Genomic DNA, 26059 nt, shown 5'->3' with positions numbered 1-26059 from the left:
AGCGCATCCGCGATGTTCTCCAAGATCCTCATTGCCAATCGCGGCGAGATTGCCCTGCGTATCCTGCGCGCCTGCAAGGAGCTCGGCATTTCCACCGTGGCCGTACACTCCACGGCCGATGCGAACGCCATGCACGTGCGCCTGGCCGACGAAAGCGTGTGCATCGGTCCTCCGGCCGCCCGCGACAGCTATCTCAACATCCCCCAGCTTCTGGCCGCCTGCGAAATCACCGGCGCCGATGCGGTTCATCCGGGCTACGGCTTCCTGTCGGAAAACGCCCGCTTCGCCGAAATCCTGGAGGCGCACAACATCGTCTTCATCGGCCCGACCTCCGAACACATCCGGATCATGGGCGACAAGATCCAGGCCAAACAGACCGCCAGGGACCTGGGCATTCCGGTCGTCCCCGGATCGGACGGCGCCGTGACGCCCAGTGACGATGCCCATGCGATCGCCCGCGAGATCGGATATCCGGTGCTGGTCAAGGCGGCGGCGGGCGGCGGCGGCCGCGGCATGAAGGTTGCCGCAACCGAGGCTGAACTCGATTCCGCGCTTTCCACGGCCCGGGCAGAAGCCAAGGCCGCGTTCGGCGACGATGCGCTCTACATGGAAAAATACCTCGGCCAGCCGCGCCATATCGAGATCCAGGTGCTCGGCGACGGCCAGGGCAACGCCATTCATCTGGGCGAACGCGACTGCTCGCTGCAGCGCCGCCACCAGAAGGTCCTGGAAGAAGCGCCCTCTCCCTGCCTCAACACCGAAGAGCGCAATAAGATCGGCGAGATCGTCGCCAATGCCATGCGCAAGCTGAAGTACCGGGGCGTCGGCACGGTCGAGTTCCTCTATGAAAACGGCGAGTTCTATTTCATCGAAATGAACACCCGCCTGCAGGTGGAACATCCGGTCACCGAAATGATCACCGGCATCGATCTCGTCAACGAACAGATCCGCATCGCCGCCGGCGGCAGCCTTGACATGACCCAGGACGATATCAGGTTCGAAGGCCATGCCATCGAGTGCCGGATCAACGCCGAAGACCCGCGCACCTTCGCGCCCTCACCCGGCATGATCACCTACTACCATCCGCCGGGCGGCCTCGGCGTGCGTGTCGATTCCGGCGTCTATCAGGGCTACAAGATCCCGCCCTTTTACGACAGCCTGATCGGCAAGCTGATCGTTCACGGCCGCAACCGGGTGGAATGCATGATGCGCCTGCGCCGTTGCCTCGACGAATTCGTGGTTGACGATATCAAGTCCACACTTCCGCTGTTCCGCGATTTGGTGGACAATCAGGACATCGCGAACGGTCAGTACGACATTCACTGGCTGGAGAAATATCTGGCCGGGAAGACCGACTGACCCACCTGGACTTTGTCCTTGAAGGAAGTGCCCTGAATGGCGGGTCACAGCGACGATATCGTTATGGAAATCACGCCGCAGGTTCTGCTGAAAGCCTATGCCTGCGGCCTGTTTCCCATGGCCGAATCGGCGGAAGATTCCGGCCTGTTCTGGCTGGAACCGGAACGCCGTGGCGTCCTGCCGCTCGACAGCTTTCACCTGCCGCGCAGGCTCAGGCGCACGATCCGCTCCGACGTTTTCGAAATCCGCATCAGCACCGATTTCCAGGCCGTGATCGACGCCTGCGCGGCCCCGATGCCGGGCCGCAGGAAAACCTGGATCAACCGGGAAATCCGCCGCCTTTACGGCGAGCTCTTCGACATGGGCTATTGCCACACGGTGGAAGCCTGGCAAGAGGGAGACCTGGTCGGCGGCCTGTACGGCGTCGCGCTCAACGGCGCCTTCTTCGGCGAAAGCATGTTCACCCGGTCAACCGATGCCTCCAAGGTGTGCCTGGCCCATCTGGTCGCGCGGATGGTTGTTGGCGGCTACAGCCTGCTCGACACCCAGTTCGTGACCGATCACCTGAGCAAGTTCGGCGCGATCGAGGTCCCGCAGGCGGAATATAACCGCCTCCTGAACGAAGCCTTGCAGCTGGAGGGCGATTTCCTGGCCTTTCCGACCAATGCGACCGGCGCGGACGTGCTGGATGTGCTGGAGAAATGGCACAGCGAGTGACGCCGGACGGCTGAACGTCTCCGCCGCCAGCCGCACATTTCCAGCGAACCGATCAGATGCCAATTATTCCTGGAACGGCTTTTTCCGCGGCACGCCGGGCCCGGCATCGACCCCGTCGTCCGGTCCGGCAAGCGGATCCTGTCCCTTTTCCGCACCCTTCTGGATCGGCGGGCCGGAATAATCGGCCGGCGGCGGCACGGTTGAAGCAAGCTTGCAGCCCGTCAGCCAGACATCGTAGACCGGGTGTTCCACGGCATTGAGACCGGGGCTGTCGGCAAACATCCAGCCGGAAAAGATCCGGCGGACTTCATTGTTCAGCGTGATTTCGTCGACCTGAACGAAGGCCGTCGTCAGCGGGCTCTCGGTCGCCGGGCGGGTGTGACAGACCCTCGGGGTCACCTGAAGCGCGCCGAACTGAACCGTCTCGCCGATATAGACATCGAAGGAAATGATCCGGCCGGTGATCTTGTCGAGACCGGAAAACACGGCAACCGGATTGGAGATCTTCTCCGCGTCTTGGGCCTGGGCCCCGACCGAACCGGCCATGACCAGCGACAGCCCCGCAAGTGCCAGATATCCCGAGAGCTTGTTCATGATCGTCCCTGATTGCCGCCTGGGTCCACACTGCCGGTTCATTTCGCCGTCCGATTCTCATGGGATTCGTTCAATTGTGCAGCGACCTAACATCGGAATAAGGCCCGGAAAAGACAAGCGTCCTCACCGGGCCTTCCAAAACTAATCACGGAGGGCCGCCTTGATCAGCCGATTTCGGCGAGTCGCTTCAGGGCGACCTGAACCTTTTCCAGCCGTTCCGCGAATTCCGCCATTTTTTCCCGTTCGCCTTCGACGACCTCTTCCGGCGCCTTTTCGACGAATTTCGGATTGGAGAGCTTCTTCTCGATCCGGGAAATCTCGCCGCCGAGCTTGTCGGCTTCCTTGCCGAGGCGGCCGCGCTCTGCGTCCAGATCGATGATGCCGGCAAGCGGCAGGCAGACGGTGGCTTCGCCGACGATGATCTGCGCGGCACCTGCAGGCGCCGTATCGGCAAGTTCGATGCTTTCAGCCCGCGCAAGGCGCAGGATCGCGGCTTCATGGGCCGTGATCCGGGCCTTGGTTTCCTCGCCGGCACCGACGATCACCACAGGCACCTTCGCGCCAGCCGGAACGTTCATTTCCGCGCGCACGGACCGGATTTCCGAGATCAGCCCGACCAGCCAGTTGATTTCACCGGCGGCTGCCTCGTCTTCCAGGGCAGCCGTCGGCCAGCTTGCCTGCATCAGCAGGCCGTCGGCTTTCACGCCCGTCTCGCCGAGACGTTCCCACAGTTCCTCCGTCAGGAACGGCATGAACGGATGCAGGACCTTCAGGATCTCGTCCAGCGCCCAGGCGGCGGTCGCCCGCGTTTCCGCCTTGGCCGCTTCGTCCTCGCCATTGAAGACAGGCTTGGCGAGTTCCAGGAACCAGTCGCAATAGGTGTTCCAGACGAAACGGTAGACGGTGCCTGCCGCCTCGTTGAAGCGATAGCCCACCAGAGCATCGGTCACTTCGGAGATGCAGCGGCCGACCTCGGTTGCAATCCAGCGGTTGAGCGTGAGCTTTGCCGACGCCGGATCGAAGCCTTCGACACGGGCGCAGCCGTTCATTTCTGCGAAGCGCGCAGCGTTCCAGAGCTTGGTCGCGAAATTGCGGTAACCGGCAACACGGCTGGTCGCCAGCTTGATGTCGCGCCCCTGGGCCGCCATGGCCGCCAGCGTGAAACGCAGGGCATCGGCACCGAATTCCTCGATCAGCGCCAGCGGGTCGATGACGTTGCCCTTGGACTTCGACATCTTCTGCCCTTTCTCGTCGCGGACGAGGGCATGGATGTAGACGTCCTTGAAGGGCTCTTCCTTCATGAAATGCAGCGAGAACATCATCATCCGGGCAACCCAGAAAAAGATGATGTCGAAACCGGTAATCAGGACCGACGTCGGGAAGTACTTGTCCAGTTCCGGTGTCTTGTCCGGCCAGCCGAGAGTGGAAAACGGCCAGAGCGCGGAAGAGAACCAGGTATCGAGAACGTCTTCGTCCCGGGTCAGCTCCACGGATTTTCCGTAATGCGCCTCCGCCAGTGCCGCAGCCTCCGTCTCGTCATGGGCGACGAACACCTCCCCGTCCGGTCCGTACCAGGCCGGGATCTGATGGCCCCACCAGAGCTGGCGCGAAATACACCAGGGCTCGATGTTCTCCATCCAGTCGAAGTAAGTCTTCTCCCAGTTCTTGGGCACGAACCGGGTGCGGTCCTCGCGCACGCTGGCGATCGCCGGCTTGGCCAGCGTCTTGGCGTCCGCGAACCACTGGTCGGTCAGCATCGGCTCGATGACGACGTGGCTACGGTCGCCGAAGGGCTGCATGATCTTCTTGTTCTCGACGAACGGCACTTCGTTGCCGTCTTCGTCCTTGACGGTCACCGCCAGGCCGTCGGCGTTGATCGCCGCGACAATCCGTTCACGCGCCACGTAGCGGTCGAGACCGCGGTATTCGTCCGGCACCAGGTTGATGGCATCGACCTCGGCCGGATCCGGCAATGTCCCGCTTTCGACGATGGCCCTGGCCTGGCCGGCGCAGTCGGCATAGGCCGGGCCGTCGTCGCGCATGGACGCCGTCGTGTCCATCAGGCGGTAGAGGGGAATGTTGTTGCGGCGTGCGACCTGATAGTCGTTGAAATCGTGGGCGCCGGTAATCTTCACCGCACCGGAGCCGAAATCCGGATCCGGGTACTCGTCCACGATGATCGGGATCCGGCGGCGGTGCTCCTTCGGCCCGACCGGGATTTCGCACAGCTTGCCGACGATCGGCTTGTAGCGTTCGTCAGACGGATGAACGGCAACGGCGCCGTCGCCGAGCATCGTTTCCGGACGGGTCGTGGCGATGGAAATGTAGTCGCGCGTTTCGCGCAGGGTCACGTTTCCGTCTTCGTCCTTCTCGACATATTCGTAGGTTTCACCGTCGGCCAGCGGATACTTGAAGTGCCACATGTGGCCGTCGACTTCCTTGTTCTCCACCTCGAGATCGGAAATCGCGGTTTCGAATTTCGGGTCCCAGTTGACCAGCCGCTTGCCGCGGTAGATCAGCCCTTCGCGGTAGAGTTCGACAAAGACCTTCAGAACCGCCTCCGACAGGCCCTCGTCCATGGTGAACCGTTCCCGGCTCCAGTCACAGGACGCACCGAGGCGCTTCAACTGGTTGAAGATCATGCCGCCGGATTCTTCCTTCCAGGACCAGACCCGCTCGACGAAAGCCTCGCGGCCCATTTCGCGGCGCCCCGGTTCCTGACGTTCCGCGAGCTGGCGTTCGACCACCATCTGGGTCGCGATGCCGGCATGGTCCATGCCCGGCTGCCAGAGAACGTCCTTGCCGCGCATGCGCTCGAACCGGACCAGAATGTCCTGGAGCGTGTTGTTCAGCGCATGGCCCATATGCAACGAGCCGGTTACGTTCGGCGGCGGAATTACGATCGTGTAGGACGGGGCTCCATCCTTGGCTCCCGCACCGGCCTTGAACGCGCCGGCCTTTTCCCAGGTTTCGTAAATCCGCGGCTCAACGCCCGCCGCGTCATAGGTCTTGTCAAGCATATGGGGTACTCATATGGATTATTCGGGACTTTTCTTGGAACGGCTCGTGTAAATCGGAACAGACCGGGCAAGTCAACAGGCCAAATCAGCCAAACGGCCGAATTAGCGCGAGAAGCGTAAATCCAATAAAAAACGCCGCCCGAAAAGGCGGCGTTTGCATCTGAGGAACGGGAGGTCAGCGCCGCCTGGTCACCCGCTGGATCTCCTTCTGCACCATTTCCTGCACCATTCCGGGCAGGTTCTGGTCGAGCCAGGCCTTCAGCATCGGGCGCAGCATGTCGCGCACCAGTTCCTCGACCGTCTGGGCATTTCCGCCGACGAACATGTGGGACAGGTTGTCGAATGCGGCATGAACCGCCTCACCGGTCTGGTCCGATGTCAGCGGACCGTCCTTTTCCACTCCCGGCAGATCGTAGTCCGGGACCGCAGCCGTTTTCATTCCGGGTTCCGAAGATTGCAGCGCGGCGGCAATATCCTCCAGATCCGGCTCGTCGTCGGCGCCGGTTTGCTCGACAAAGGCAATATCATTGTCGACGAGCGCGTCTCCGATGTCATCGACAACGGCGGTCTCGCTCTCATCGACTGCCAGTTCTTCGGTCAGTTCGAGAACGTCATCTTCTTCCGCTTCGGATTCCGCCTCGGCCATGGCTGCCGCCATGTCATCCACTTCGTCATCGGCGGTGATATCCGTCGTATCATCCCCGCCATCGTCCATGTCGAATAGCTTGTCCAGGTCGTCCTGGGACATTTCAGACCCGTCGCCCATATCGTCAGCCGCCTCGATTTCTACGGGGTTGTCTTCCAGGTTCGATGCCTGCGGCGCGTCGTTGGAATCGTTGCCGGGCTCTTCTTCATCCGAGATGATGCGGCGGATCGATGCGAGGATTTCCTCCATCGACGGCTCTGCGGCCTGACTCGCCTTTGCCATGAATTCCCCCAGATACAAATCGGCAACTATCCGAATCGCCCAGAGCATTTCTGAACGATTCATTAACCGAAATTATAGAAGGCTAAATAGCTCAGCGAAAAGGAACAGTCCGTAAACTGACCGCCTTATCCCCTTTTTTGGTTCATACCTTGTGCAATTCTGACACGCAGCCGGCCCCGATTGGAGCCTTTCCGTCAGCCTTGGTTAGGAAATGCTTGCAAGGAATGAACAAAACCGGCCGCCCCGGCAGAGCCCGGACCGGCCTGTTTCGGCTTATCTGCCATCCGGCGTCCGCAGACCGAACCATTTGTCGCGAACAGCCTTGTAATGTTCTTTCGGCCGGTACTGGGCGACGTTGAGCCCGAGCGTAGCCGCATCCAGCTTGCCGATAGCCGAAACCAGCTGATAACCGCCAACGATCCGGTTGCGTTGCGCGGTGACCAGTCCCACACGCTGGTTCACCAGTTCCCGCTGGGCATCCAGAACGTCCAGGGTGGTCCGCTGACCAACGCGCTGTTCCTCGATCACGCCTTCCAGCGCCAGTTTCTGGGCTTCGACCGCGGCCTGTGCAGCCTTGATCGATGCGCTTGCGGCCTGATAGTTGCCCCAGGCGGAAATGACGTTGGCCCGCACCTGATCGCGCACGACGTCCAGCTGCAAACGGGCCTGGCCGAGTTCTTCCTTCGCCTGACGAACCCGGGAGGAGACGGAACCGCCCTGATAAAGCGGGATGCTCACGGATCCATAGATCGTGGCCGAATTGGACTGGGACACCGAAGTGGACGGCCGCCAGTTTCTGGCGACACTGCCGTTCAGGGAGACCGTCGGCAGAAGCTCGCCCTCTATGGCCTTGGTGTTGAAAATCGCCGCGTCGACCAGATGCTGCGACTGCCGGATCAGGGGCTGGGCTATCTCGCTGGCCTGCAGCGCGGCCTCGACGGTCCCGGGGACGAGCGCGTTGATCGTTGTGTTGGCCGAGAGATTCCTGGCCTCCATCCCGACAACCTGACGGTAGACCGCCCGGCTGGTGTTCAAATTCGCCATTGCCGTGTTCAGGTTCGCCTGGGCTTCCGCCTGGCGTGCGACGGCCTGCGAAACGTCGGTCCGGGTGCCCTCGCCCACGTCGAACCGGTCCTTTGCGGCCCGCACCTGCTCGGTCAGGAACTGCAGGTCGCTGCGCTGCAGGGAAACGAGCGCCGTGTCGCGGATCACGTCCACATAGGCCTGTGCGGCAGACAGCAGAACATCCTGCTCCGTCGAGCTCAGGCTTTCACGCTGGGCCCTGACGATCGATTCCGCCTGACGCGTGGAATTGACGGTCCGGAAGCCGCGAAACAGGGCCTGGCTTACCGAAAGGGAAATGCTGGCATTGTTGCGGTAGGTTTCGGTGCCGACCGCGCTGGAGCGGGTCCATCCGCCCGTACCGGACAGGGTTGCCGTCGGCCGCCAGCCGGAGAGTGCCTGGGGCACATTTTCATCAACGCCGCGCAGTTGAGCACGTGCGGCATTCAAGGTCGGGTTGTTGGAATAGGCGAATGCCAGAGCTTCTTCGATCGTCTCGGCCATGGCGCCTGAAATCGCCGTCCCCGAAACCAACGCCACGACGAGACCAAACGCTGCGGACCTCTTGATTGAACGCAATACCACCTGTTGCTCCCTGCGCGGATACGACACCCTTTACAGGCTGAGGATTCATATACGGAGCTACGCCCGGCAAGCGGATCGTCCGATGGTCTGCAATTTCGCAGGAGCGGAACAAGTAACGGCAGCCCCCCGGCGTCCAAGACGCTACCACCCGATCAGATCGATCCATCCTGCTGCAAACCAAACACACAAAACCCCCGGCGCTTCCCGCCTTCGGAATAACGATTTTCATTATTCTGAATTCAGACGACGCCAGGATTTTGCCATCCGGCACCCGACGGCCTCAGGATATGAATCCTCAGCCTGTACTTTTGGTAAACTGCCCGGTGCAGGTTCGCAACCGCGCGATCCGGTCAAAGGCTGTTCAAACGCCGTTGCAAGGCGATTAAAATCGCGACTGAGGCCAATGGGCAACAGGTGCGGGACGACAATTGACCCGTCCCGCAAGGACTTAGAAATGATCCCGGCGATCTGGAGTCAGCTCGCCAAAGGACGCAAAAGCAGCCTCAGAATACGAACTCAGGAGCTTTCTCGAAGCCCGGCAGAACGGCTGCCGACGCATTGAATGCAAAACGGCTGCTGATCGCATCGCCGGAGGACCGGTAGAGCCTTGCGGTCGCGGCTCCGCCCCTGCCCTCGATAACGACCAGACGTCCACCGGTCTTGAGTTGGTTCAGCAAACCCTCCGGCAACTGATCGACGGCGCCGTCGACCACGATCACGTCGTAAGGCCCTTCGGAGGCATAACCCGCCGCCAGAACGCCTTCCACGACTGCGGCGTTTTCTATGCCGAGTTCCACGAGGGTCTCACCGGCCGCACTGGCAAGTTCGCCGTCTTCCTCGACGGCCACGACGGAGGCGGCCAGCTTGGAAAGAACGGCCGCGCTGTAGCCGGAACCGGTGCCGATCACCAGAACCACGTCATCGGGCCTGACCTCTGCCAGCTGGACCAGCTTGGCAAAGACATGCGGCTTCATCAGATAGCGGCCGGATCCGTCCGGCCCGACCGGCAGATCTTCGTCGATATAGGCGATCGCGCGCTTCGAAGCCGGCAAAAAGCGTTCCCGCGGCACGTCTTCCATTGCATCCAGGATGCGATGATCCGTGACATCGTTGGTACGCAGCTGGTTGTCGACCATACGCCTGCGGGACTGTTCAAAGTCAGTCATATCGACCCTCATCTTGATTGCCGGCCTCTCTCCACAGGTTCATTAGCGATCTGCGAAGGGGCTGACAAGCGTCTGGTGCCATCAATGCACGGGAAGGAATGCAACAAATGAACCCGAACCGGCTCGGAAGTCCATACACCGCAACCCGGAACACTGGCAGGAAGCCCTCTTGCGCGAAAGACCGGGCAGCCGCACCGGCCTCTCAGCTTTTTGGATAAACGCCGAACGCCTGCTTGACACGAGGCCCCAAGTGATTGATACAGCGCGTCTCACGGCCTCTTGGCGGAGTGGTGACGCAGCGGATTGCAAATCCGTGTACGCCGGTTCGATTCCGGCAGAGGCCTCCAACATCTTTAAGTCATTGATTTTAAAGAGAAAAAATGTCCCGCCGCGATTTTGCAAAAAGTGGGACAAAATTATTGAACCATTTTACCTTCAAAAAATCAGAGGATTCAGCATCCTAAGCGTTATTGCCTCTGATTAAATTTGTAGAATTTTCAAAGCCCCGACCACCCAAATTTTCCTTAAAATTATGTCAGTCGCTTGTAAAAGTTACCTTGCTTTGAGCAAGTGAACTACTGCGCAACCGCTTCATTCTCGTTCAATTCGCGCTCAGCAGCTTCGAACATGTTCTTTACAGTCAACTCGCTCCACTCATCGATTGACTTTTCATGATGGTCACTCTGTCGTTCGGGGATTGGCGACGCTTCGATTTGAACCACTTCTTTCTGGTCTAATTTCACCTGGAGCCTACGCATTGTCGATTTCTCCCTGATATTTTTCACTTCGCCTTTCGACAAAATCTCTGTTCAGCGCGATGTCAAAATAATGCTTCCTCTTGATCCATACGAACCCATCAGATTTTGATACAATGGCGACATCCACAGGGCCGGCAACAGTCTCAAGCTTCGAGTCCATCTTGCGCCGGAGTGATGTAATTTCCACGAGTGCTTCTGCCATAGCCGCCATTTCTTCCTTTGGCAGCGAGTTTACAACTCGCATTAAGTTATCAATAAACTCCGAGTTCCGGAATTCTTTAAAATTCTTCGTAAACTCCTTAACCATCGCACGATTCGCTCTTTTTTGTCTCGCGCGTTCTACAACCTTTTCAGCGTCTGGAACGTAGTCATCCACCAAATCATCTGTCTTTTTGTCCAAAGCTCCAAGTAAGGTCTTTTCCGTAAATCGAATATTTTGAGGTAATGTCCCCTCAACGAAAAGCGTCGCAATGTCAGCCTGTGCAAAGGGTAATATGGCGCTAGAAGTTTCGCCGGTATTCATATTTTCTTCCTGCACCTGCCACGCTCTGACTTTTTCGTCCAATTCGCCGTCCACACACAATTGGACGACAACAGGCAATAATTCTTTGTCCCCATATCCAGCAAAAACCACACCGGTTTCTGTTGGCGATTTAAATGCTCTACGAGCACGTTCAAAGCACAGCGTTATCATGTGGGAATGCATCCCCTTGGTGACATGCATTTCCAATTCTTCTTCCATGAATTGTTTGATATCTTTGGAGTGCTTTTTCCGAAATTGGTCCCGCGTGTATCCGTCAAACAAGATCGGTATATTTTCTGCTTCCTCAGACAATTCCTCGATCTTCGCGACCAACTGGGCACGACGTTTCAGCGTTCCCTTTTCAGTCATCGCTTTCTTGCATTCATTGATGGCGTTTAGAAATAAAAAAAGCCTATTTAAATCTTTTAATGGCGTATCGGGAACGACCAAATCATCTAAGAAAATCAAAAAATTATCGACATAGTCAGTAACCAGCGGGAACGTTGTTTTTCCAATTTTTTTTCGGAACTCCTTTAGGACAACCTCCCAAGGCAAACCACAATAATCGCCAGATCCAAAAAACATCACACCGACATCATTTGCCGGCGCCAAGTGGAACAATTTATTGGAGTTCTTCCAAACGCGATCGCGACCAATTGTGACTGCACTATCGGCGGCCAAGGCGATCCCTGATCTATTTATGATTGCAACCTCTGCTGTCATTTAAGAAATCCATCGATCTTTGGGTAACTACTCCAAACAGCATCTCAATATTAGAATTACCTGTCGACGTAAAATTTCGCCGGATCCTTATATCGAAAGAAGAAACACCATTATGCGAACGAGGTATTTCGAAGGAAAATAATCTTCATCGGCCAGGCGCAGTTGCGGCTCCAAAAAATTTAAATGCAAAGCGCTCTTAAACCTTCGCCTTTCGCTCCATTTCAGTGTTCTGCTAAATAGGAGGGATAAAAAAGTGGGACACTCCAATTTACAACCTATTGATATCTATAGAGGTAAAAACTGTCCCACCATCCTTATAAGTCATTGATTTATAACAATTCATCTAACCCGGCAGAGGCCTCCAAATCCCTTCTCCCGATCATTTCAACGTCAGTCTCACCGCTCGACCGGGCGCATCGCCCGTTGCCGCTGTTTGCCGTCTCCAGCCTTCCAACAGCGCAGAAGGCGCAGGTTCGCGCCTGTTCTGCCCGGCTCATTCGCTTGCGCGCAAATTCATGCCGCTGCCGGACCTGTACTTACGTCCCTCAAATCGTCTAGATAGCGCAACGCCTTAACACCGAACACAGAGACGGACAGATGCAGCACGGCGGCGATCTGGCGCTGGCAATCGACCGCTACGGCGGCACCGAAAAGGACTGGCTCGACCTTTCGACCGGCATCAGTCCCCATGCCTGGCCGGTACCGGAGACCCTCACCACGGAGGTCTGGCAACGGCTTCCGGGGCAAAACGCGCTCGACCGGCTGCTCGGCGCCGCACGCAAGGCCTATGGCTGTCCGGACACTGTCGGACTGGTCGCCGCACCCGGCACCCAGGCGCTGATCGCGCTGCTGCCGGACCTGCTTGGCGAAGGGGACGTCGCCATTGTCTCTCCGACCTATCCCAGCCACGCAGCCGCCTGGGCCCGTTCCGGCAGAAAGCCACTTGAAGTCGGCTATCTGGAGGCGATCGCGGACACCACACGCTACGCTGTCGTGGTCAATCCGAACAACCCGGACGGGCGCCTGACCTCAAGGGCGAGCCTGCAGGCTGCCGCCCAGGTGCTTGCAAAGCGTGACGGATATCTGATCATCGACGAAGCCTTCGCCGATGTCGTTCCCGGAGCAAGCCTGCTTCCCGCGATCGGCGATGAAAACATCCTGGTCCTGCGCTCATTCGGCAAGTTCTTCGGCCTTGCCGGGCTGCGCCTCGGTTTTCTTGCAGGCCCGCGGCGGATCACCCGGAGATTTTCCGAAAGGCTCGACAGCTGGGCCGTCAGCGGCCCGGCCCTGGAAATCGGCCGACGGGCGCTTGCCGACACGAACTGGCAAGAGGCCATGTGTCGACAGCTGGCCGATGAAATGGCCGACCTCACCCTCCTGTTGTCCGAACAGGGCCTGAGCGTCTTCGGCGGCACGCCGCTCTTTGCCCTTGCCGCCACGCGCAACGCCGCCGCCCTGCATGAAGCGCTGGCCCGCCGCCGGATCTGGACAAGGATCTTCGACTACGCCCCGACATGGATGCGCATCGGCCTGCCGGGATCGGAGGAGAACCTTCAACGGTTGCGGCAAGCGCTTGCCGACGCGGTAAAAGAGCTCTAATCGGGGAAAATGCTGCTTTTTCCCGATGCGCTCTTCCTGCTGTTCGCCGCGCTCATCGCCGATGCCCTGATCGGTGATCCGGACCTGTTGTGGCGCCGGTGGCCCCACCCCGTGGTCCTGATCGGCAAGCTCATCGGTTTTCTGGACGTGTCCCTCAACAAGCCCGTTTTTTCGCGAGGCCGGCGAAAGCTTTTCGGCACGCTCACCCTGATCCTGCTGATCGTGACGGGTTTCATCATCGGCTACGCCATCGACTACGGTGCGCGCCTCCTGCCCTTCGGCCAGGTTCTCACCGTGGCGGTCGCCGCTGTCTTCCTGGCCCAGAAAAGCCTCTACCAGCATATCGCAGCCGTCCGCGGCGGACTGCTGAACGATGGCCTGGCAGGCGGACGCAAGGCGGTCGCCATGATCGTCGGCCGCGATCCGCAGACGCTGGATGAATCCGGCGTCTCGAGGGCATCCATCGAATCCTGCGCGGAAAACTTCTCCGACGGAGTCGTTGCACCTGTCTTCTGGTTCGCCGTCCTCGGACTTCCGGGCCTGATCGCCTACAAGGCGGTAAACACCGCCGACAGCATGATCGGCCACAAGACGGAACAGTATCGGGCCTTCGGCTGGGCGGCCGCGCGTTTCGACGATCTCATCAACCTGCCGGCCTCCCGCCTCTCCGGTCTTCTGATCGCACTTTCGGCGCCCCTCGCTGGCGGGTCGCCGAACAAAGCCTTCCGGACGATCCGTCAGGACGCCGGCAAGCACCGGTCCCCCAACGCCGGCTGGCCGGAAGCGGCCATGGCCGGCGCCCTGGATATCGCGCTTGCGGGCCCCCGTTCCTACCCGGGCTATACGGTCGAAGACCCCTTCCTGAACGCGAACGGACGCAAGGCCGCCACCGTTCAGGACATTTCCCGTGCACTAAACTTGCTGAAAGGGTCTTGCGTATTGCTTGCATTATTTGTTCTGGTATTGGCAGCCGCCATCGCAGCAGTGAATGGTACGGCTGTGATTTGACCCGAGAAAACCGATGCTTCCCTTCTCCGCAGCAGCTGAAAACAACAAACGCCCAATCCTCGAAAAACTCCGCGACGCCTTCAAGGACGCAACCCGCGTCCTGGAAATCGCCAGCGGCACCGGCCAGCACGCCGTCTTTTTCGCCGAACACCTCACCCATCTGGACTGGCGGCCGAGCGACATTGCCGAGCATCTCCCGGCCATCGACCAGCGCATCGTCCAGGCCGACGCCGACCTCGACAACCTGCTGTCGCCGATCGAACTGGATATCTCCGACCTGCCCTGGCCGGTCTCCGCCTTCGACTACGAAGATGCCTATGACGGTATTTTCACCGCCAACTCCCTGCACATCGTCGCCTGGCCGCTGGTCGAAGACTTCTTCGAAGGCGTCGGCGAAACCCTGGCAGAAGGCGGGGTGCTGTGCATCTACGGACCGTTCAAATACGGCGGGAAGTTCACAACGCCGAGCAACGAAGCCTTCGACAAGACCCTGAAAGCCCGCGATCCGGAAAGCGGCATCCGCGATTTCGAGGCGGTCAACGACCTGGCGCAAAAGTTCGGCCTGACCCTGGTGGCCGACCACGCCATGCCGGCAAACAACCAGCTTCTGGTGTGGAAACGGGGCTAACGCTCGGGCGTCTCGGATAAAACCGGCACCAGAATGGGTCTCAAATGGAAAGGTCCCGGAAGCCTTTCAGGGGAGCTTTCCAGACGGAGTTAGTAAGTGAACCTGATCGACCTAGTTCAACGAAACGACAAGATTCTGGAAAAAGACGAAAATGTCGGTGTCGGCAGCAAGAGGTGGCAAGGTCAGGATTGGCGCACGATCACACTGAAGGCCTCCGATACCGCCCAGATCAGAATTTCGGACATCTGTCATATCGACAGATTGAAGTCATTCCCTCCCGAAATCGGCTGGTATGCCACCGCCAGGGGCAAGGGGCATGTCGATGTCAGCCTGGTCAATGAAGATGTCGTCGCCTCGACGAGAATTACCCTTGGATCATCGCCCGTTCCCATTCGAATCCCGTGGCCGACCGACCCGAGCGACGTTCGTGCGGAAACACAACTGCACCTGCATTTCAGCCGGGAGGCCCGGTTTTACGACAGTATCCTGCCCGGAAAACATGATTTCCGAATCCTCGTCCACCGGAGACTGAAGCGGAAACAGATAACGAGCCTTGCCATCGGTAAGGGTATTGAAATCGGCCCAGGCGCCGCCCCGCAGATTTTCAACGACAGAAAAATCGACGTCAGCTACGTGGAGGAGATGCCGAAGGAAAAATGGCAGGCGCTTTACGATTCCAAAGGCAAGAGAGACCTTAAGAAGACGGACTGGAGCCAATACATCATCGGCACCGCATCGGACATTCCCTTTGAAAACGAAAGCCTGGATTTCATCTTCAGCAGCCACGTCTTCGAGCACCTGGCAAATCCGCTGGGTCATCTTCAAAAATGGCATGAAAAACTGAAGCCCGGCGGCCGGATCCTGGCGGTCGTCCCGGATCTCGACGGAACGAAGGACCGGCGGGCCCGGCCGTGCACCTATCAAAGCCTGCTCGAAGAATACGACGAAGGCATCTGGACCCCGCAACGCAGGCACTTTGAAACCTACAATCAGCTACGCGGCAACGACTTCGATGTCGACAAGCTGATGGCAAAGAGTTTTTCCATTCATGTCCATTTTTACAATCCCGGCAGCATGAAACACATTCTGGAAAAGGCCGTCGAACACTTCGGTTTCTCGAAATATGAAATCATAAGCGCCGACAATCACAAGGATTTCTATTTCATTCTGGAGAAATAGAAACGGCACCGGATCCGGCCTGCTACGGCCCGCATTGCCCGGTAAAAGCATGGACAAATTCAGCCTGCTCCGCCGTGTCCGGGATCGGCACACCGCGGGCTAGACTGACGCTTTCAATCGCATGTTCCGCGGAAAGGCCGAACCGGGTCAGGACACAGGCAGCCAGCAATCCGGAACGGCCGATACCTGCTCTGCAATGAACGGCGACGGACCTTCCGCTTGTCAGATCCTGAACGAGCCTCTCCACAACCGGCACTAATTCCGCCAACTCCGGAACACCCCGGTCCTCGATTGCGAACCGGGAAAACGCGACTCCGAACCGAAGACAAATATCCTGTTCTTCGGCCAGTCCGAGTTCCTCGATTTCATCGCCGGTCAACATGGAAACGACATGATCGATGCCTTCCCCGCGCAGGACGCCGATATCGTCCTCCAGCCAGTCACCTGATGGTTTCGGCATGACGAAAAGGCGTCCGGAAGCATTTACGGCGACGGAATAAAGGGACGGTTTCATAAAGGACCTATTCATAAACAGAATTTGGGAGGCCGGAAAATAGGGAGGCCATTAGCTGTCCCTCACCTTGCCCGCGCGATCTCCAATATCCGCTCCACATCCATCGAGGCTTCCAGATGCGAGGCAAGATCGTCCAGAACGACGTCGATGCTTTGCGCATAGGCGAGCGCAGAGGTCCCGCCGAAACCCTTCAGATAGGCCCTGCGGAAGGCATCCGAGGTGAAGAGACCGTGGAGATAAGTGCCGGCGACACGGCCGTCCACCGATAGCGCACCGTCCAGCTTCGGGCTGTCGTCCGCCTCACGGATGTGAAGCAGCGGCCGGTCGCAATCCGGGCCTTCCGTGCGGCCGATGTGGATCTCGTAGCCGGAGACTTCCGCACCGGTGGCCAGATGCTTGCCCGTCGCCTCCACCAGCGACTTGTCCGCCGTCAGCACCGTGTCGACGTCAAGAAATCCCAGTCCCTCGACCGTTCCGGGCTGTCCCTCGATGCCTTCGGGATCGGAAATGGTCAGGCCCAGCATCTGATAGCCGCCGCAGATCCCGAGAATATGGCCGCCGCGGCGGTGATGGGCCTTGAGATCGATATCCCAGCCCTGTTTGCGGAAGAATTCGAGATCGCCGACCGTCGATTTCGATCCAGGCAGCAGGACGAGATCCGCGTCTCCCGGCAGCGGTTCGCCGGGCTGGATCAGCATGAGGGTGACGCCGTCCTCCATCCGCAGTGGATCGAGGTCATCGAAATTGGCGATCCGGGATATCACCGGCACGACGATCCTGACCGGGCCGTGTCCCGCCCCGTCGCTCAGCCCGAGCGCATCTTCCGCCGGCAGTTTGGAGGCTTCCGAGAACCAAGGCACGACCCCGAGCGGCGCCCAACCGGTCCGGCGCGCAATTTCGCTCATGCCATCATCGAACAGGCTCGGATCGCCGCGGAAGCGGTTGACGAAGAAGCCCTTGATCCGCGCCCGCTCGGCGTCTTCCAGCACCGCGTGGGTTCCGACCAGAGAGGCAATCACCCCGCCCCGGTCAATGTCGCCGCAGAGCACGACCGGAAGATCGGCGGCCTCGGCAAAGCCCATGTTGGCGATGTCACCGGCTCTGAGATTGATCTCCGCCGGGCTGCCGGCGCCTTCCACCAGCACCAGATCCGCACCGGACTCTATTTCTGAGAAACTTTCCAGAACTTTCGGAAGAAATTGCGCTTTTTGACGTCCATACTCCCGCGCGCGCAGGGTGCCGAAGCGCTTGCCCTGGACGATCACCTGGGCCCCGGTGTCGGTCTCCGGCTTGAGCAGGATCGGGTTCATATGCACCGAAAGCGGCACGCGCGCGGCCTGCGCCTGCAGCGCCTGGGCCCGGCCGATCTCGCCACCGTCTGCGGTGACCGCGGCATTGTTCGACATGTTCTGCGGCTTGAACGGTTTGACCTTCAGCCCCCGGTTGGCGAACAGCCGGCACAGGCCGGCCACGACCAGGCTCTTGCCCACATTCGAGCCGGTGCCCTGGATCATCAGCGCCGGGGGTCGGCCTGAGCTTCTGCTCACTGGGCGTCTCCGTCATCGGCGTCCGCGCCATAGGGACGGAATTCCTTCGGCACCGGCAGGCGCGCCAGATGCAATTCCAGGAGCAGCCGGATGGAGGGCCGAACGGCAAACAGGATGGAGCCGATCAGGAACAGCCAGGTTCCCGCAAAAAGCAGACTTTCGTAGAAAAAGAAGATACTGCCGATGATAAAGGTGACGGCCGCAAGAAACTCGACCACCGTACGGGCGATCTCGTACCTGCGGACAATCTCCGCATGCGATCTGGACGCGGCCCGAATACGCTGGTTGAAAAATTTCATGAAACCGACCCGTTTCCCTGACTGTTAAAACTCGATCCCTTCCTGCGGCTTCACGCCGGAACGGAAGGGATGCTTCACCTGGGTCATGTCGGTTACCAGATCGGCGACCTCGATCAGTTCATCCTTGGCATTGCGCCCTGTGATGACGACATGGACGTCCTCAGGCTTTTCGTTCTTCAGGAAGTCGACCACCTCCTCGATCGGCAGGTAGTCGTAGCGAAGGACGATGTTGAGTTCGTCGCACAGCACCAGCCGGTACTCGCCTGAGGTGATCATCCCCTTCGCCGCTTCCCAGGCCTGACGGGCCGCATCGATGTCCCGCTGCCGGTCCTGGGTTTCCCAGGTGAAGCCCTCGCCCATGCGCTTGATGGTCACCAGGTCGGAGAACCGCTCCAGCGCCTTGCGCTCGCCGGTCTCGATCCGCCCCTTGACGAACTGGACAACGCCGACCTTGTGACCGTGGCCGAGAGAACGGAACACCATGCCGAAGCCGGCCGTCGACTTGCCCTTGCCCTTGCCGGTATGAACGATCACCAGACCTTTCTCGATGGTCTTGGTCGCCATGATCTTGTCGCGCGCGGCCTTTTTCTTGCGCATCTTTTCCGCATGGCGGGCGTTCAGCTCTTCCTCGGTCATGTCCTGATGCTTGTCGCTCACGACTGTCTCCCCCTACCCGGTCTGCCGGGCTCCTGATTGAATTTCGGAAAGTCTAGCATGGGTGCTGTTGCGGCGCGGCGTCCACAGCCCCCGTTCGATCGCTTCCTGGAACCGGGCGATCATCTCGCCCAGGCCCGCCGGATTGGCCTCTTGAAGAAACTCCCGCACCCTCTCGTCTTCCAGATAGGCTTCGAACAGCTGGTCGAAATGGTGATCACCGACTGCATGGGTGGTCGCGGAAAAGGCGAACAGGTAGTCGAGCGTGGCGACCATCTCGAACGCGCCCTTGTAGCCGTGGCGCATGACGCCCGCGATCCATTTCGGATTGGCCGCCCGGCCGCGCACCACCCGGCCGATCTCTTCCGACAGGCTGCGCACCACCGGCCGCTCGGGGCGGGAATGGTCGTTGTGATAGACCTTCGGCGCTTCGCCTTTCAGCGTCTCGACCGTCGCCGCCAGCCCGCCTTCGAACTGGTAGTAATCGTCACTGTCGAGCAGGTCATGCTCCCGGTTGTCCTGATTGTGCAGAACCGCGTCAACTTTAGAAAGCCGCGTTTCGAGCTCGCCCCTCGCCGCGGTCCCGGCCGCGCCGCCGCCATAGGCATAGCCGCCCCAGTCGAGGAAAGCGTCCGCGAAATCGCCACGTTCGTCCCAGATGCCCTCGTCGATCAGCGCCTGCAGTCCGGCGCCATAGGCGCCCGGCTTGGAGCCGAACACCCGGAACCCGGAGCGGCGACGTGACTCTTCGGCATCAAGGCCCTGGGCTTCGAACCTGATTCGATCTCTCAACACCCGCGCGGCAAGCGGATTGGCCTCTTCCGGTTCCTCCAGGGCGGCAACGGCACGTACCGCACTGTCGAACAGGTCGATCTGATGCGGAAAGGCGTCGCGGAAGAAGCCGGAGACCCGGAGCGTCACGTCGATCCGCGGCCGTTCGAGCTCGGCAAGCGACAGGATCTCGAACCCGGTGACCCGGCCGGAGCCTGCTTCCCAGACCGGACGCGCGCCGATCAGCGCCAGCGCCTGGGCGATGTCGTCGCCGCCGGTGCGCATGTTGGCAGTCCCCCAGCAGGTCAGCACCAGCGCCGTCGGCCACTCGCCCTCTTCCTGGAAATAGCGTTCGGCAACAAGGGATGCCGACTGCCGCCCAAGCCGCCACGCGGTTTCGGTCGGCACCGCGCGCACATCGACGGAGTAGAAATTCCTGCCCGTCGGCAGCACGTCCGGACGGCCCCGTGTCGGCGCACCGGAAGGCCCAGGTACGACGAACCCGCCGGCAAGTGCGGTCAGCACGGCCTGCGTTTCGGCAGGGCCGGAGCAGGTGACCGCCGGCTTAAGATGAGTCTCGATTTCCTCCAAAACGGCTTGGGTCGCAGCCCAGTCATCGTCGGGTGCGCGCTCTCCGCTCACCAGCTTCTGTGCCAGAAGCTCGATCCGTTCCACCGTGTCGCCCGCGGACCGCCACGGATCGCTGGAAAGATCCGCCAGAACCGTAGGCCTAGCGTCCGCCCACGCAGCCGAAAAATCGCAATCGAGCGGGTCGAACCCGTCGAAGCCGAGATCTCTTGCGAGCGCTCGCTGCAGGCTGGCCTGTCGCGGTTCGGCTCCGCGGGGCACACGGGCGAGCGCGACCAGCAGGTCGCTCAGCAATCCGCCCTCCGGGCTCTCGCCCAGGATATGCAGCCCGTCGCGGATCTGCAGTTCCTTCAGATCGCACAGATGGGCGTCGAGCCGGGCAAGGCGCGTCGACTCGTCCATGTCGGCTGTGAGGCCAATGTCCTTGTCGAGGCCGTGCCGGGCGGCGACATCGAGAATATCGCGGGTCAGCGCCTTCAGCCGGCGCGGATCGACGCCGGAGGCTAGATAATATTCGTCGAGCAGAGTTTCCAGTTCGCCGGAGACGCCGTGACTTTCGGCCCGGGTCAGCGGCGGCGTCAGGTGATCGACGATAACCGCAGCCGTCCGGCGTTTGGCCTGGGCGCCCTCGCCCGGATCGTTGACGATGAAGGGATAGATATTCGGCACCGGCCCGAGCACGGCTTCCGGATAACAGCCTTCCGACAGGGCCAGCGCCTTGCCCGGCAGCCATTCCAGATTGCCGTGCTTGCCCAGATGAACGACCGCATCGGCGCCGAACACTTCCCGCAGCCAGATGTAGAAGGCGAAATAGTGGTGCGGCGGCACAAGGTCCGGATCGTGATAGGTTTCCTTGGGATCGATGTTGTAACCGCGCGCGGGCTGGATCCCGACCACCTGATTGCCGAACCGGTGCAGCGCGAGGCGGAAGGAACCGTCGATCACATGCGGATCGTCGACCGGAGCGCCCCAGCGCTCGCTCACCTGCTCACGGAGGCGTTTCGGCAAACCCGCGAAGGCCACCTCATAGTCGGCCAGGCTCAGGCTCTGATAAGCGGTCCGGTCTTGACGGTATTCCAGGGCATTGGTCACCCCGGAGGTTAGTACATCCATCAGAGCCTTTGACGTCGCCGGAGCCTCGCCGACTTCGTAGCCCGCCTGCCCCATCGCCTGCAGAAGACCGGCACAGGACGCCGGGGTATCGAGACCGACGCCGTTGGCAAGCCGCCCGTCCTTGTTCGGGTAATTGGCAAGGATCAGCGCGGTCTTCTTGTCCGCAGCCCCGATATGCCCCAGCTTTGCCCAGTTGGCAGCAAGCCCGGCAACGAAATCGATCCGGTCGGGCACGGGCGTGAAGCGCACCGGCGTCGACTGGGTCGCCTCGTCGTAGGCGCCCTCCTCCTTGAAGGAGACGGCGCGGCTCAGGATACGGCCATCCACCTCCGGCAGCACCACATGCATGGCGAGATCGCGGATCGACAGGCCCTGGTCGCTCTCCTCCCAGCCCTCCTTGGAGGACGAGGAAAACACCACCTGCAGCACCGGCTTGCCCGGCGCGTCGAGCGGCGTCGTTTCATGGGCCACGCCCGCCTTGGAAACCGCAAAGGCCGTGGCGTTGATGACCACATCCGGTTTTGCCGCCTCAAACAGGCTTTCCAGCACGGCCGCGGATTCGGCTTCCTTCAGGCTGGAAACGAAGACGGGCAAGGCATTGATCCCGGCTCGGTCGAGCGCGGCCACCAGCGCATCGACCGGCGCGGTCTGCGCGCCCTGCACCAGCGCCCGGTAAAAGGTGATCGCCGCAACCGGCCGCGCCGGATCGGTCCAGGTCTGTTTCAGCGTTTTGATGTCGGGCGCCGTCATGCCCGGCAGATAGATGCCAGCCCGCGGCAGGGGTACGGGCGGCAGAGGGTCTTCCGCTTTGCCTGCCAGAAACCCGAGGAACCGAAGCGCATTCGCGTAATTGCCGCTGCCGCCCTCGACGCAATAGCGCCAGAAGCGGCGGGCGTCCTCCAGCGGCACGGTCGAGCGCGACGCCAGCGCCTCGTCCCACTTGTCGTCGCCGGGAACGAGGATCAGCTTCACGCCCGAGGCGCGCGCTTCCTCTTCCAGCCGCTCGACGCCGTAGCGCCAGTACTCGATGCCACCGAGCAGGCGCACCGCCACCAGCTTCGAGTGGGCCACGGTCTGTTCGGCATAAAGATCGACCGAATAGGGATGGCCGAGCGCCATGATGCTCGCCAGCCTGAGGCTCGCCCGGCCTTCGCCCAGACCATGATGGGCGGCCGCAAAGGACCCGAGCTCGGTATCGGCCGCCGACAGAAACACGATATCGGCAGGCGACTGGCCGAGATCGACCGCATCTCCCCCGTCATCGATCCTGCGGGTCTGGCTGGCGAGGATATGCATGATGTCAGGCTGCAGCCTCTGCCCTGTCGAGGACAGAGCGCACCTGACCCAGATCCAGCCCCTTCAAGCCGATCACCACCAGCTTGCCAGCGCTTTCGGCGCCTGCGGCAAACCAGGTTTCCACCCGGGGGCCTACGGCCTGCACCATCGCGGGCGCCGCCTTGCCGTCGATGGCGACCGCGCCCTTGATGCGCAGCACCCCTTTCAGCGCCATTGCCTCAAGCACCCTGGCCTCGACATCCTTCAGGCTGGCAAAACCAGCGACCGGCAGCACGTGGCTTTCGAAATCGTCGTGGTGATGATGGTCATGGTGGTGATCATGATCGTCGTGGTCGTCATGATCATGATCGTCATCGTGATCGTGGTGATGATGGTGATGCTCGTGCCGGTTATGGATATCGTCCTCGGCCGCCGAGCCCCGCCCCAGCAGCACCTCGATCGGCAGCGTGCCTTTCTCCGACGCCACGATGTGCACGTTCGGGCGCACGTCCGCGCCGATCTTTTGCTGAATGTCAGCGAGCGCCTCTTCGGAAATCAGATCCGCCTTGTTGAGCACGACCAGATCGGCGCAGGCGAGCTGGTCGTGGAACAACTCCTCCACCGGGCTGTCGTGATCGAGCGCCTCGTCGGCAGCCCGCTGGGCTTGAAGCGCCTCTTCGTCGAGCGCGATCCGGCCTTCGGCAAGCGCTGCCGCATCCAGCACCGTTACTACGCCGTCCACCGTCACCTTCGGCTTGACGCTCGGCCAGGAAAAGGCGCGGACCAGCGGCTGCGGCAACGCCAGTCCGGACGTCTCGATGACGATATGCTCCGGCGGCTCGTCGCGGGCGAGAAGCATTTCCATCGTCGGCAGGAAATCGTCGGCCACCGTGCAGCAGATACAGCCGTTGGTCAGTTCGACCACTTCTTCCGCCGCGCAATCCGGATCGGCGCAGCCGTTGACCAGCGAGCCGTCGAAGCCCATGTCGCCGAACTCGTTGACGATCAGGGCGATCTTCTTGCCCGCCGCGTTCTGCAGCAGGTTGCGGATCAGGGTCGTCTTGCCGGCGCCGAGAAAGCCGGTAACGATGGTCGCGGGAATTTTCTGTCCGGGTTTCATAGAGTTATATCCGGTTGTTGATTCGGTTTGAGAAGAATCGGCTGGCCGGCGGCAACGAAAATCACCTTGCCGCAGGCCGCCGCCATATCCTGATTGAGACGCCCCTGGGCATCGCGGAACTCCCGCGACAGGCGGTTATCCGGGACAATGCCCATGCCGACCTCGTTGGAGACGAAGATGCAAGGGCCGGCAAGCGTGGAGACCGCGTCACACAGCCGCGCACTTTCTGTGGCCAAATCCCTGTCCGCCATCATCAGATTGTTGAGCCACAGCGTCAGGCAGTCAACGAGCAGCACCGTGTCGCGCCTGGCTTCCTGGCTAAGAACCCCGGCAAGGTCCGTCTGCTCCTCCACCGTGCGCCAGCCGGTACCGCGACGGTCCTTGTGAACCTCGATCCGCCTTTCCATTTCACCGTCGAAGGCGGTACCCGTCGCCACATAGACCCGGGCAAGGCCGGACCGGATTGCCAGATCCTCTGCGAACCGGCTCTTGCCCGACCGGGCGCCGCCGAGAACAAGGCTTCCGTATGTGTGCTTTCCGGACACGCTATGCCCCGACCGGACTGCGGCCTGGCTCTCCCCGCGTCCACAGGAGCGCGGCAACAGAGCCAAGCACGGCCCAGAACACAAGAGAGGCCCCCAGCGAAACCGACACGAATTCCGCTGCGAGCTCCGCCGGCGCATCCGACACATAGCCGCCCGCTTCCGGCGCGCCGACGATGTGGGGGATCGCGATCAGGACGACCGACGCTGCACTCCAGACCGGGTTCCGGGCAAAGACGAGACCGGCGATTCCGATGACTGTGGCGATGACCGTTCCCGCCCACCAGATCTGACGGGACATGAGATCCGCCGCCGCGCTGCCGGGCAACTCCGGCGGCAGGCCCATGGCAGGCGCCATTGCGAACGCGATGAAACCCGCCACTCCCCAGGCCAGACCCGACCGCGGAGAAATAGCCCCGCCCTTCAAGGCCATTGCCGAGACAAGCAGGAGGCCGTAGCCAACGCCCGTCAACACGGCTGTCAGCGCCGTATAGGCCATGCGTTCAAGGCCGTCTTCAGGTTCCCAGGCTTGCTCCGTATGCGCATCCCCGTGCACCTGCCAAAGCTGCGCACCATCCGCGGTACCGCTTTTCAGAACGGAGGGAACGACCTGTGCATAATGAGACCCGCTCAGCGAGGCTTCATAGCGCTCCGCATGCAGGATGAGAGGTGTCGTCAGGAAGATCTGCAACACGGCAAAGACCACGCCCGCGGCACATCCCGCACCGAGGGCTGGCCACATGATCCGGCCGAACATCCGAATTGTTCAGAAGCGTTTCCCCGCTCAGTGGCAGGGAAAGCCTGTCGCGTGGCGCGTGTCATGGGCCGCGTTGTGCAGGACATTGGAATGGGCGAAGCCCACACCGAAAATCACAAAGGCGCCCAGAAGAGCCGTGGTCAGGATCACAGGCAGAGCCGCGGCCCTGTCGGACACGTTGACAGCCTGAACGGATGCAGCGGTAGCGGCCGGCTTGGAATAAGTCTTCATGGTCAGTCTCCCTGCCGTCCACCCGACGGCTGTTCGAGTATCATCAGTCCGTGTCCGGCCGGTTTCCTGGCTTGCGGGTCCTGGTTCTCGCCGCGCCTTCCCGGAAGACTAAAAGTCTGTCCAGTGGCACAATGGCGACGGAACTCGCCGCTTACAGTTGCGGGGGCAGCTAGGGAGTAAGGACCTCTGTTTGAGTCGTCCCGCACCCTATTCCCGTTTGATCCCCTTGGGCTTTGCCCGTTTCGGGGAACCGTGACCCGAAGACTTTAGCCTTTTGTTCCCCGGCAAACAAGGAGCAGTTGCGCGCTTCCTTGCGGAAAGAAATCGCCGCGTCACCGCCGGGAGAGATGTCCCGGGACCGCAGCCCGAAAGGGTCTGTTCAACACGTCCCGCGATCAGCCGGCTTAACGGCTAGATCATTGTAATGACGAAAGTTTTCCACACCGGCCGGGATTGGTTCCTGTTTTCGGCAAAAATATCTTCACAGAGGGCTTGGCAAACGCCCAAAGCCTTTGATATACGCATGCCCACTGACGCGGCGGACGCAAGTCCACCGTCCGGTGGTGATCCCCAGTAGCTCAGTTGGTAGAGCAAGCGACTGTTAATCGCTGGGTCGCTGGTTCGAGTCCGGCCTGGGGAGCCACCCGCCCTTCTGTCCGACCCGGAGACATGGGTAACAGTTTGTACCGGAGACATGGGTTACAACCTCGTGCCGAACGGGTTGTCGATTGTCTGTAGTGTTCTCTGCTCCAGGTCGATGTATCCCAGATCATAGCTCATGAAGCTGATCAGCCAAATT

Annotated in this window: 22 protein-coding genes, 2 tRNA genes and 1 riboswitch; of the genes, 8 read left to right on the top strand and 16 right to left on the bottom strand. The window is 60.6% G+C overall.

The annotated features are described in order from the left end of the window. The first annotated feature begins 12 nt into the window (after nt 1-12). Together accC and aat are read left to right on the top strand one after the other, a co-directional pair. The gene (gene accC, locus HK439_RS23830) at nt 13-1359 is read left to right on the top strand and encodes an acetyl-CoA carboxylase biotin carboxylase subunit (protein WP_190293993.1); all 1347 of its coding nucleotides are present in this window, start codon (nt 13-15) and stop codon (nt 1357-1359) included. 36 nt (nt 1360-1395) lie between these two features. Beyond that, complete coding sequence (aat, locus tag HK439_RS23825) at nt 1396-2076, top strand: leucyl/phenylalanyl-tRNA--protein transferase (protein WP_190293992.1); 681 nt, start codon at nt 1396-1398, stop codon at nt 2074-2076. A 63-nt stretch (nt 2077-2139) separates the two neighbouring features. On the opposite strand, the gene HK439_RS23820 is transcribed toward aat, so the two are convergent. The 5 genes from HK439_RS23820 to HK439_RS23800 all read right to left on the bottom strand — a co-directional run bounded on the left by HK439_RS23820 (nt 2140) and on the right by HK439_RS23800 (nt 9431). Further along, nucleotides 2140-2622, bottom strand: coding sequence for a DUF2155 domain-containing protein (locus tag HK439_RS23820; protein ID WP_235988088.1), 483 nt, complete (start codon nt 2620-2622; stop codon nt 2140-2142). A 212-nt stretch (nt 2623-2834) separates the two neighbouring features. Next, on the bottom strand, nt 2835-5690 hold the full coding sequence (locus HK439_RS23815) for a valine--tRNA ligase (RefSeq protein WP_190293990.1): 2856 nt from the start codon (nt 5688-5690) through the stop codon (nt 2835-2837). 175 nt (nt 5691-5865) lie between these two features. Continuing rightward, nucleotides 5866-6618 carry a PopZ family protein gene (locus HK439_RS23810; protein ID WP_190293989.1) on the bottom strand — a complete coding sequence of 251 codons (753 nt, stop codon included), beginning with the start codon at nt 6616-6618 and terminating at the stop codon, nt 5866-5868. A gap of 273 nt (nt 6619-6891) precedes the next feature. Next, entirely contained in the window at nt 6892-8265 is a 1374-nt protein-coding gene (locus HK439_RS23805; protein WP_328804233.1) for a TolC family outer membrane protein, read from the bottom strand. A 503-nt stretch (nt 8266-8768) separates the two neighbouring features. Further along, complete coding sequence (locus HK439_RS23800; RefSeq protein WP_190293988.1) at nt 8769-9431, bottom strand: protein-L-isoaspartate O-methyltransferase family protein; 663 nt, start codon at nt 9429-9431, stop codon at nt 8769-8771. 273 nt (nt 9432-9704) lie between these two features. Here HK439_RS23800 and HK439_RS23795 point away from each other — a divergent pair. Beyond that, nucleotides 9705-9778: transfer RNA gene (locus tag HK439_RS23795), tRNA-Cys, on the top strand. A gap of 228 nt (nt 9779-10006) precedes the next feature. Here the strand turns inward: HK439_RS23795 and HK439_RS23790 are convergent. Next, nucleotides 10007-10189, bottom strand: a complete 183-nt coding sequence (locus HK439_RS23790; protein WP_190293987.1) for a hypothetical protein — start codon at nt 10187-10189, stop codon at nt 10007-10009. Continuing rightward, a complete protein-coding gene (locus HK439_RS23785; RefSeq protein ID WP_190293986.1) occupies nt 10182-11435 on the bottom strand; it encodes a hypothetical protein in 1254 nt (417 codons plus the stop codon). The genes HK439_RS23790 and HK439_RS23785 overlap by 8 nt, the downstream gene beginning before the upstream one ends. A gap of 597 nt (nt 11436-12032) precedes the next feature. Between HK439_RS23785 and cobD the strand changes: the two genes are divergently transcribed. The 4 genes from cobD (at nt 12033) to HK439_RS23765 (ending at nt 15849) form a co-directional block, all read left to right on the top strand. Further along, entirely contained in the window at nt 12033-13034 is a 1002-nt protein-coding gene (gene cobD / locus HK439_RS23780; protein WP_190293985.1) for a threonine-phosphate decarboxylase CobD, read from the top strand. Nucleotides 13035-13043: 9 nt separating this feature from the next. Continuing rightward, nucleotides 13044-14042: an adenosylcobinamide-phosphate synthase CbiB gene (cbiB, locus tag HK439_RS23775; protein ID WP_190293984.1), complete on the top strand. Its 999-nt coding sequence runs from the start codon at nt 13044-13046 to the stop codon at nt 14040-14042. A gap of 13 nt (nt 14043-14055) precedes the next feature. Next, on the top strand, nt 14056-14670 hold the full coding sequence (locus HK439_RS23770; RefSeq protein WP_190293983.1) for a DUF938 domain-containing protein: 615 nt from the start codon (nt 14056-14058) through the stop codon (nt 14668-14670). A gap of 96 nt (nt 14671-14766) precedes the next feature. Then, on the top strand, nt 14767-15849 hold the full coding sequence (locus tag HK439_RS23765) for a class I SAM-dependent methyltransferase (protein ID WP_190293982.1): 1083 nt from the start codon (nt 14767-14769) through the stop codon (nt 15847-15849). Nucleotides 15850-15871: 22 nt separating this feature from the next. Here HK439_RS23765 and HK439_RS23760 read toward each other — a convergent pair whose 3' ends face one another. The 9 genes from HK439_RS23760 to HK439_RS23725 all read right to left on the bottom strand — a co-directional run bounded on the left by HK439_RS23760 (nt 15872) and on the right by HK439_RS23725 (nt 25260). Next, the gene (locus tag HK439_RS23760; protein ID WP_190293981.1) at nt 15872-16309 is read right to left on the bottom strand and encodes a dual specificity protein phosphatase family protein; all 438 of its coding nucleotides are present in this window, start codon (nt 16307-16309) and stop codon (nt 15872-15874) included. Between the two features lie 116 nt (nt 16310-16425). Beyond that, nucleotides 16426-17877, bottom strand: a complete 1452-nt coding sequence (locus tag HK439_RS23755; RefSeq protein ID WP_190294009.1) for a cobyric acid synthase — start codon at nt 17875-17877, stop codon at nt 16426-16428. 29 nt (nt 17878-17906) lie between these two features. Next, nucleotides 17907-18209, bottom strand: a complete 303-nt coding sequence (locus HK439_RS23750) for a YrhK family protein (RefSeq protein ID WP_190293980.1) — start codon at nt 18207-18209, stop codon at nt 17907-17909. A gap of 24 nt (nt 18210-18233) precedes the next feature. After that, on the bottom strand, nt 18234-18845 hold the full coding sequence (gene cobO, locus HK439_RS23745; protein WP_190294008.1) for a cob(I)yrinic acid a,c-diamide adenosyltransferase: 612 nt from the start codon (nt 18843-18845) through the stop codon (nt 18234-18236). 33 nt (nt 18846-18878) lie between these two features. Beyond that, a complete protein-coding gene (gene cobN, locus HK439_RS23740) occupies nt 18879-22631 on the bottom strand; it encodes a cobaltochelatase subunit CobN (RefSeq protein ID WP_190293979.1) in 3753 nt (1250 codons plus the stop codon). Nucleotides 22632-22635: 4 nt separating this feature from the next. Next, the gene (gene cobW / locus HK439_RS23735; protein WP_190293978.1) at nt 22636-23730 is read right to left on the bottom strand and encodes a cobalamin biosynthesis protein CobW; all 1095 of its coding nucleotides are present in this window, start codon (nt 23728-23730) and stop codon (nt 22636-22638) included. Next, nucleotides 23727-24275, bottom strand: coding sequence for a bifunctional adenosylcobinamide kinase/adenosylcobinamide-phosphate guanylyltransferase (gene cobU / locus HK439_RS23730; protein ID WP_328804232.1), 549 nt, complete (start codon nt 24273-24275; stop codon nt 23727-23729). The genes cobW and cobU overlap by 4 nt, the downstream gene beginning before the upstream one ends. A 1-nt stretch (nt 24276) precedes the next feature. Continuing rightward, a complete protein-coding gene (locus tag HK439_RS27010; protein ID WP_268956963.1) occupies nt 24277-25029 on the bottom strand; it encodes a CbtA family protein in 753 nt (250 codons plus the stop codon). A gap of 27 nt (nt 25030-25056) precedes the next feature. After that, complete coding sequence (locus tag HK439_RS23725) at nt 25057-25260, bottom strand: CbtB domain-containing protein (protein ID WP_190293976.1); 204 nt, start codon at nt 25258-25260, stop codon at nt 25057-25059. A 38-nt stretch (nt 25261-25298) separates the two neighbouring features. Further along, a riboswitch (cobalamin riboswitch) is annotated at nt 25299-25530 on the bottom strand. 297 nt (nt 25531-25827) lie between these two features. On the opposite strand from HK439_RS23725, the gene HK439_RS23720 reads away from it, so the two are divergent. Then, nucleotides 25828-25903 (top strand) — tRNA-Asn (locus tag HK439_RS23720). Nucleotides 25904-26059 lie beyond the last annotated feature (156 nt).

The sequence above is a fragment of the Roseibium aggregatum genome (assembly GCF_014692675.1).
Lineage (GTDB): Bacteria > Pseudomonadota > Alphaproteobacteria > Rhizobiales > Stappiaceae > Roseibium > Roseibium aggregatum_C.
Note: the sequence above shows the minus strand (reverse complement) of the source record. Positions and strands in the feature narration are given on the sequence as shown.

What these genes read in the sequence shown, in the direction of transcription:
- HK439_RS23725 (WP_190293976.1), bottom strand. Translation starts at nt 25,260, where the DNA reads ATGAAGACTTATTCCAAGCCGGCCGCTACCGCTGCATCCGTTCAGGCT.
- aat (WP_190293992.1), top strand. Translation starts at nt 1,396, where the DNA reads ATGGCGGGTCACAGCGACGATATCGTTATGGAAATCACGCCGCAGGTT.
- HK439_RS23790 (WP_190293987.1), bottom strand. Translation starts at nt 10,189, where the DNA reads ATGCGTAGGCTCCAGGTGAAATTAGACCAGAAAGAAGTGGTTCAAATC.
- cobD (WP_190293985.1), top strand. Translation starts at nt 12,033, where the DNA reads ATGCAGCACGGCGGCGATCTGGCGCTGGCAATCGACCGCTACGGCGGC.
- HK439_RS23810 (WP_190293989.1), bottom strand. Translation starts at nt 6,618, where the DNA reads ATGGCAAAGGCGAGTCAGGCCGCAGAGCCGTCGATGGAGGAAATCCTC.
- cobW (WP_190293978.1), bottom strand. Translation starts at nt 23,730, where the DNA reads ATGAAACCCGGACAGAAAATTCCCGCGACCATCGTTACCGGCTTTCTC.
- HK439_RS23815 (WP_190293990.1), bottom strand. Translation starts at nt 5,690, where the DNA reads ATGCTTGACAAGACCTATGACGCGGCGGGCGTTGAGCCGCGGATTTAC.
- accC (WP_190293993.1), top strand. Translation starts at nt 13, where the DNA reads ATGTTCTCCAAGATCCTCATTGCCAATCGCGGCGAGATTGCCCTGCGT.
- HK439_RS23785 (WP_190293986.1), bottom strand. Translation starts at nt 11,435, where the DNA reads ATGACAGCAGAGGTTGCAATCATAAATAGATCAGGGATCGCCTTGGCC.
- HK439_RS23755 (WP_190294009.1), bottom strand. Translation starts at nt 17,877, where the DNA reads ATGATCCAGGGCACCGGCTCGAATGTGGGCAAGAGCCTGGTCGTGGCC.
- HK439_RS23750 (WP_190293980.1), bottom strand. Translation starts at nt 18,209, where the DNA reads ATGAAATTTTTCAACCAGCGTATTCGGGCCGCGTCCAGATCGCATGCG.
- HK439_RS23800 (WP_190293988.1), bottom strand. Translation starts at nt 9,431, where the DNA reads ATGACTGACTTTGAACAGTCCCGCAGGCGTATGGTCGACAACCAGCTG.
- HK439_RS23820 (WP_235988088.1), bottom strand. Translation starts at nt 2,622, where the DNA reads ATGGCCGGTTCGGTCGGGGCCCAGGCCCAAGACGCGGAGAAGATCTCC.
- HK439_RS23770 (WP_190293983.1), top strand. Translation starts at nt 14,056, where the DNA reads ATGCTTCCCTTCTCCGCAGCAGCTGAAAACAACAAACGCCCAATCCTC.
- HK439_RS23760 (WP_190293981.1), bottom strand. Translation starts at nt 16,309, where the DNA reads ATGCCGAAACCATCAGGTGACTGGCTGGAGGACGATATCGGCGTCCTG.
- HK439_RS27010 (WP_268956963.1), bottom strand. Translation starts at nt 25,029, where the DNA reads ATGTTCGGCCGGATCATGTGGCCAGCCCTCGGTGCGGGATGTGCCGCG.
- cobO (WP_190294008.1), bottom strand. Translation starts at nt 18,845, where the DNA reads ATGACCGAGGAAGAGCTGAACGCCCGCCATGCGGAAAAGATGCGCAAG.
- cbiB (WP_190293984.1), top strand. Translation starts at nt 13,044, where the DNA reads ATGCTGCTTTTTCCCGATGCGCTCTTCCTGCTGTTCGCCGCGCTCATC.
- cobN (WP_190293979.1), bottom strand. Translation starts at nt 22,631, where the DNA reads ATGCATATCCTCGCCAGCCAGACCCGCAGGATCGATGACGGGGGAGAT.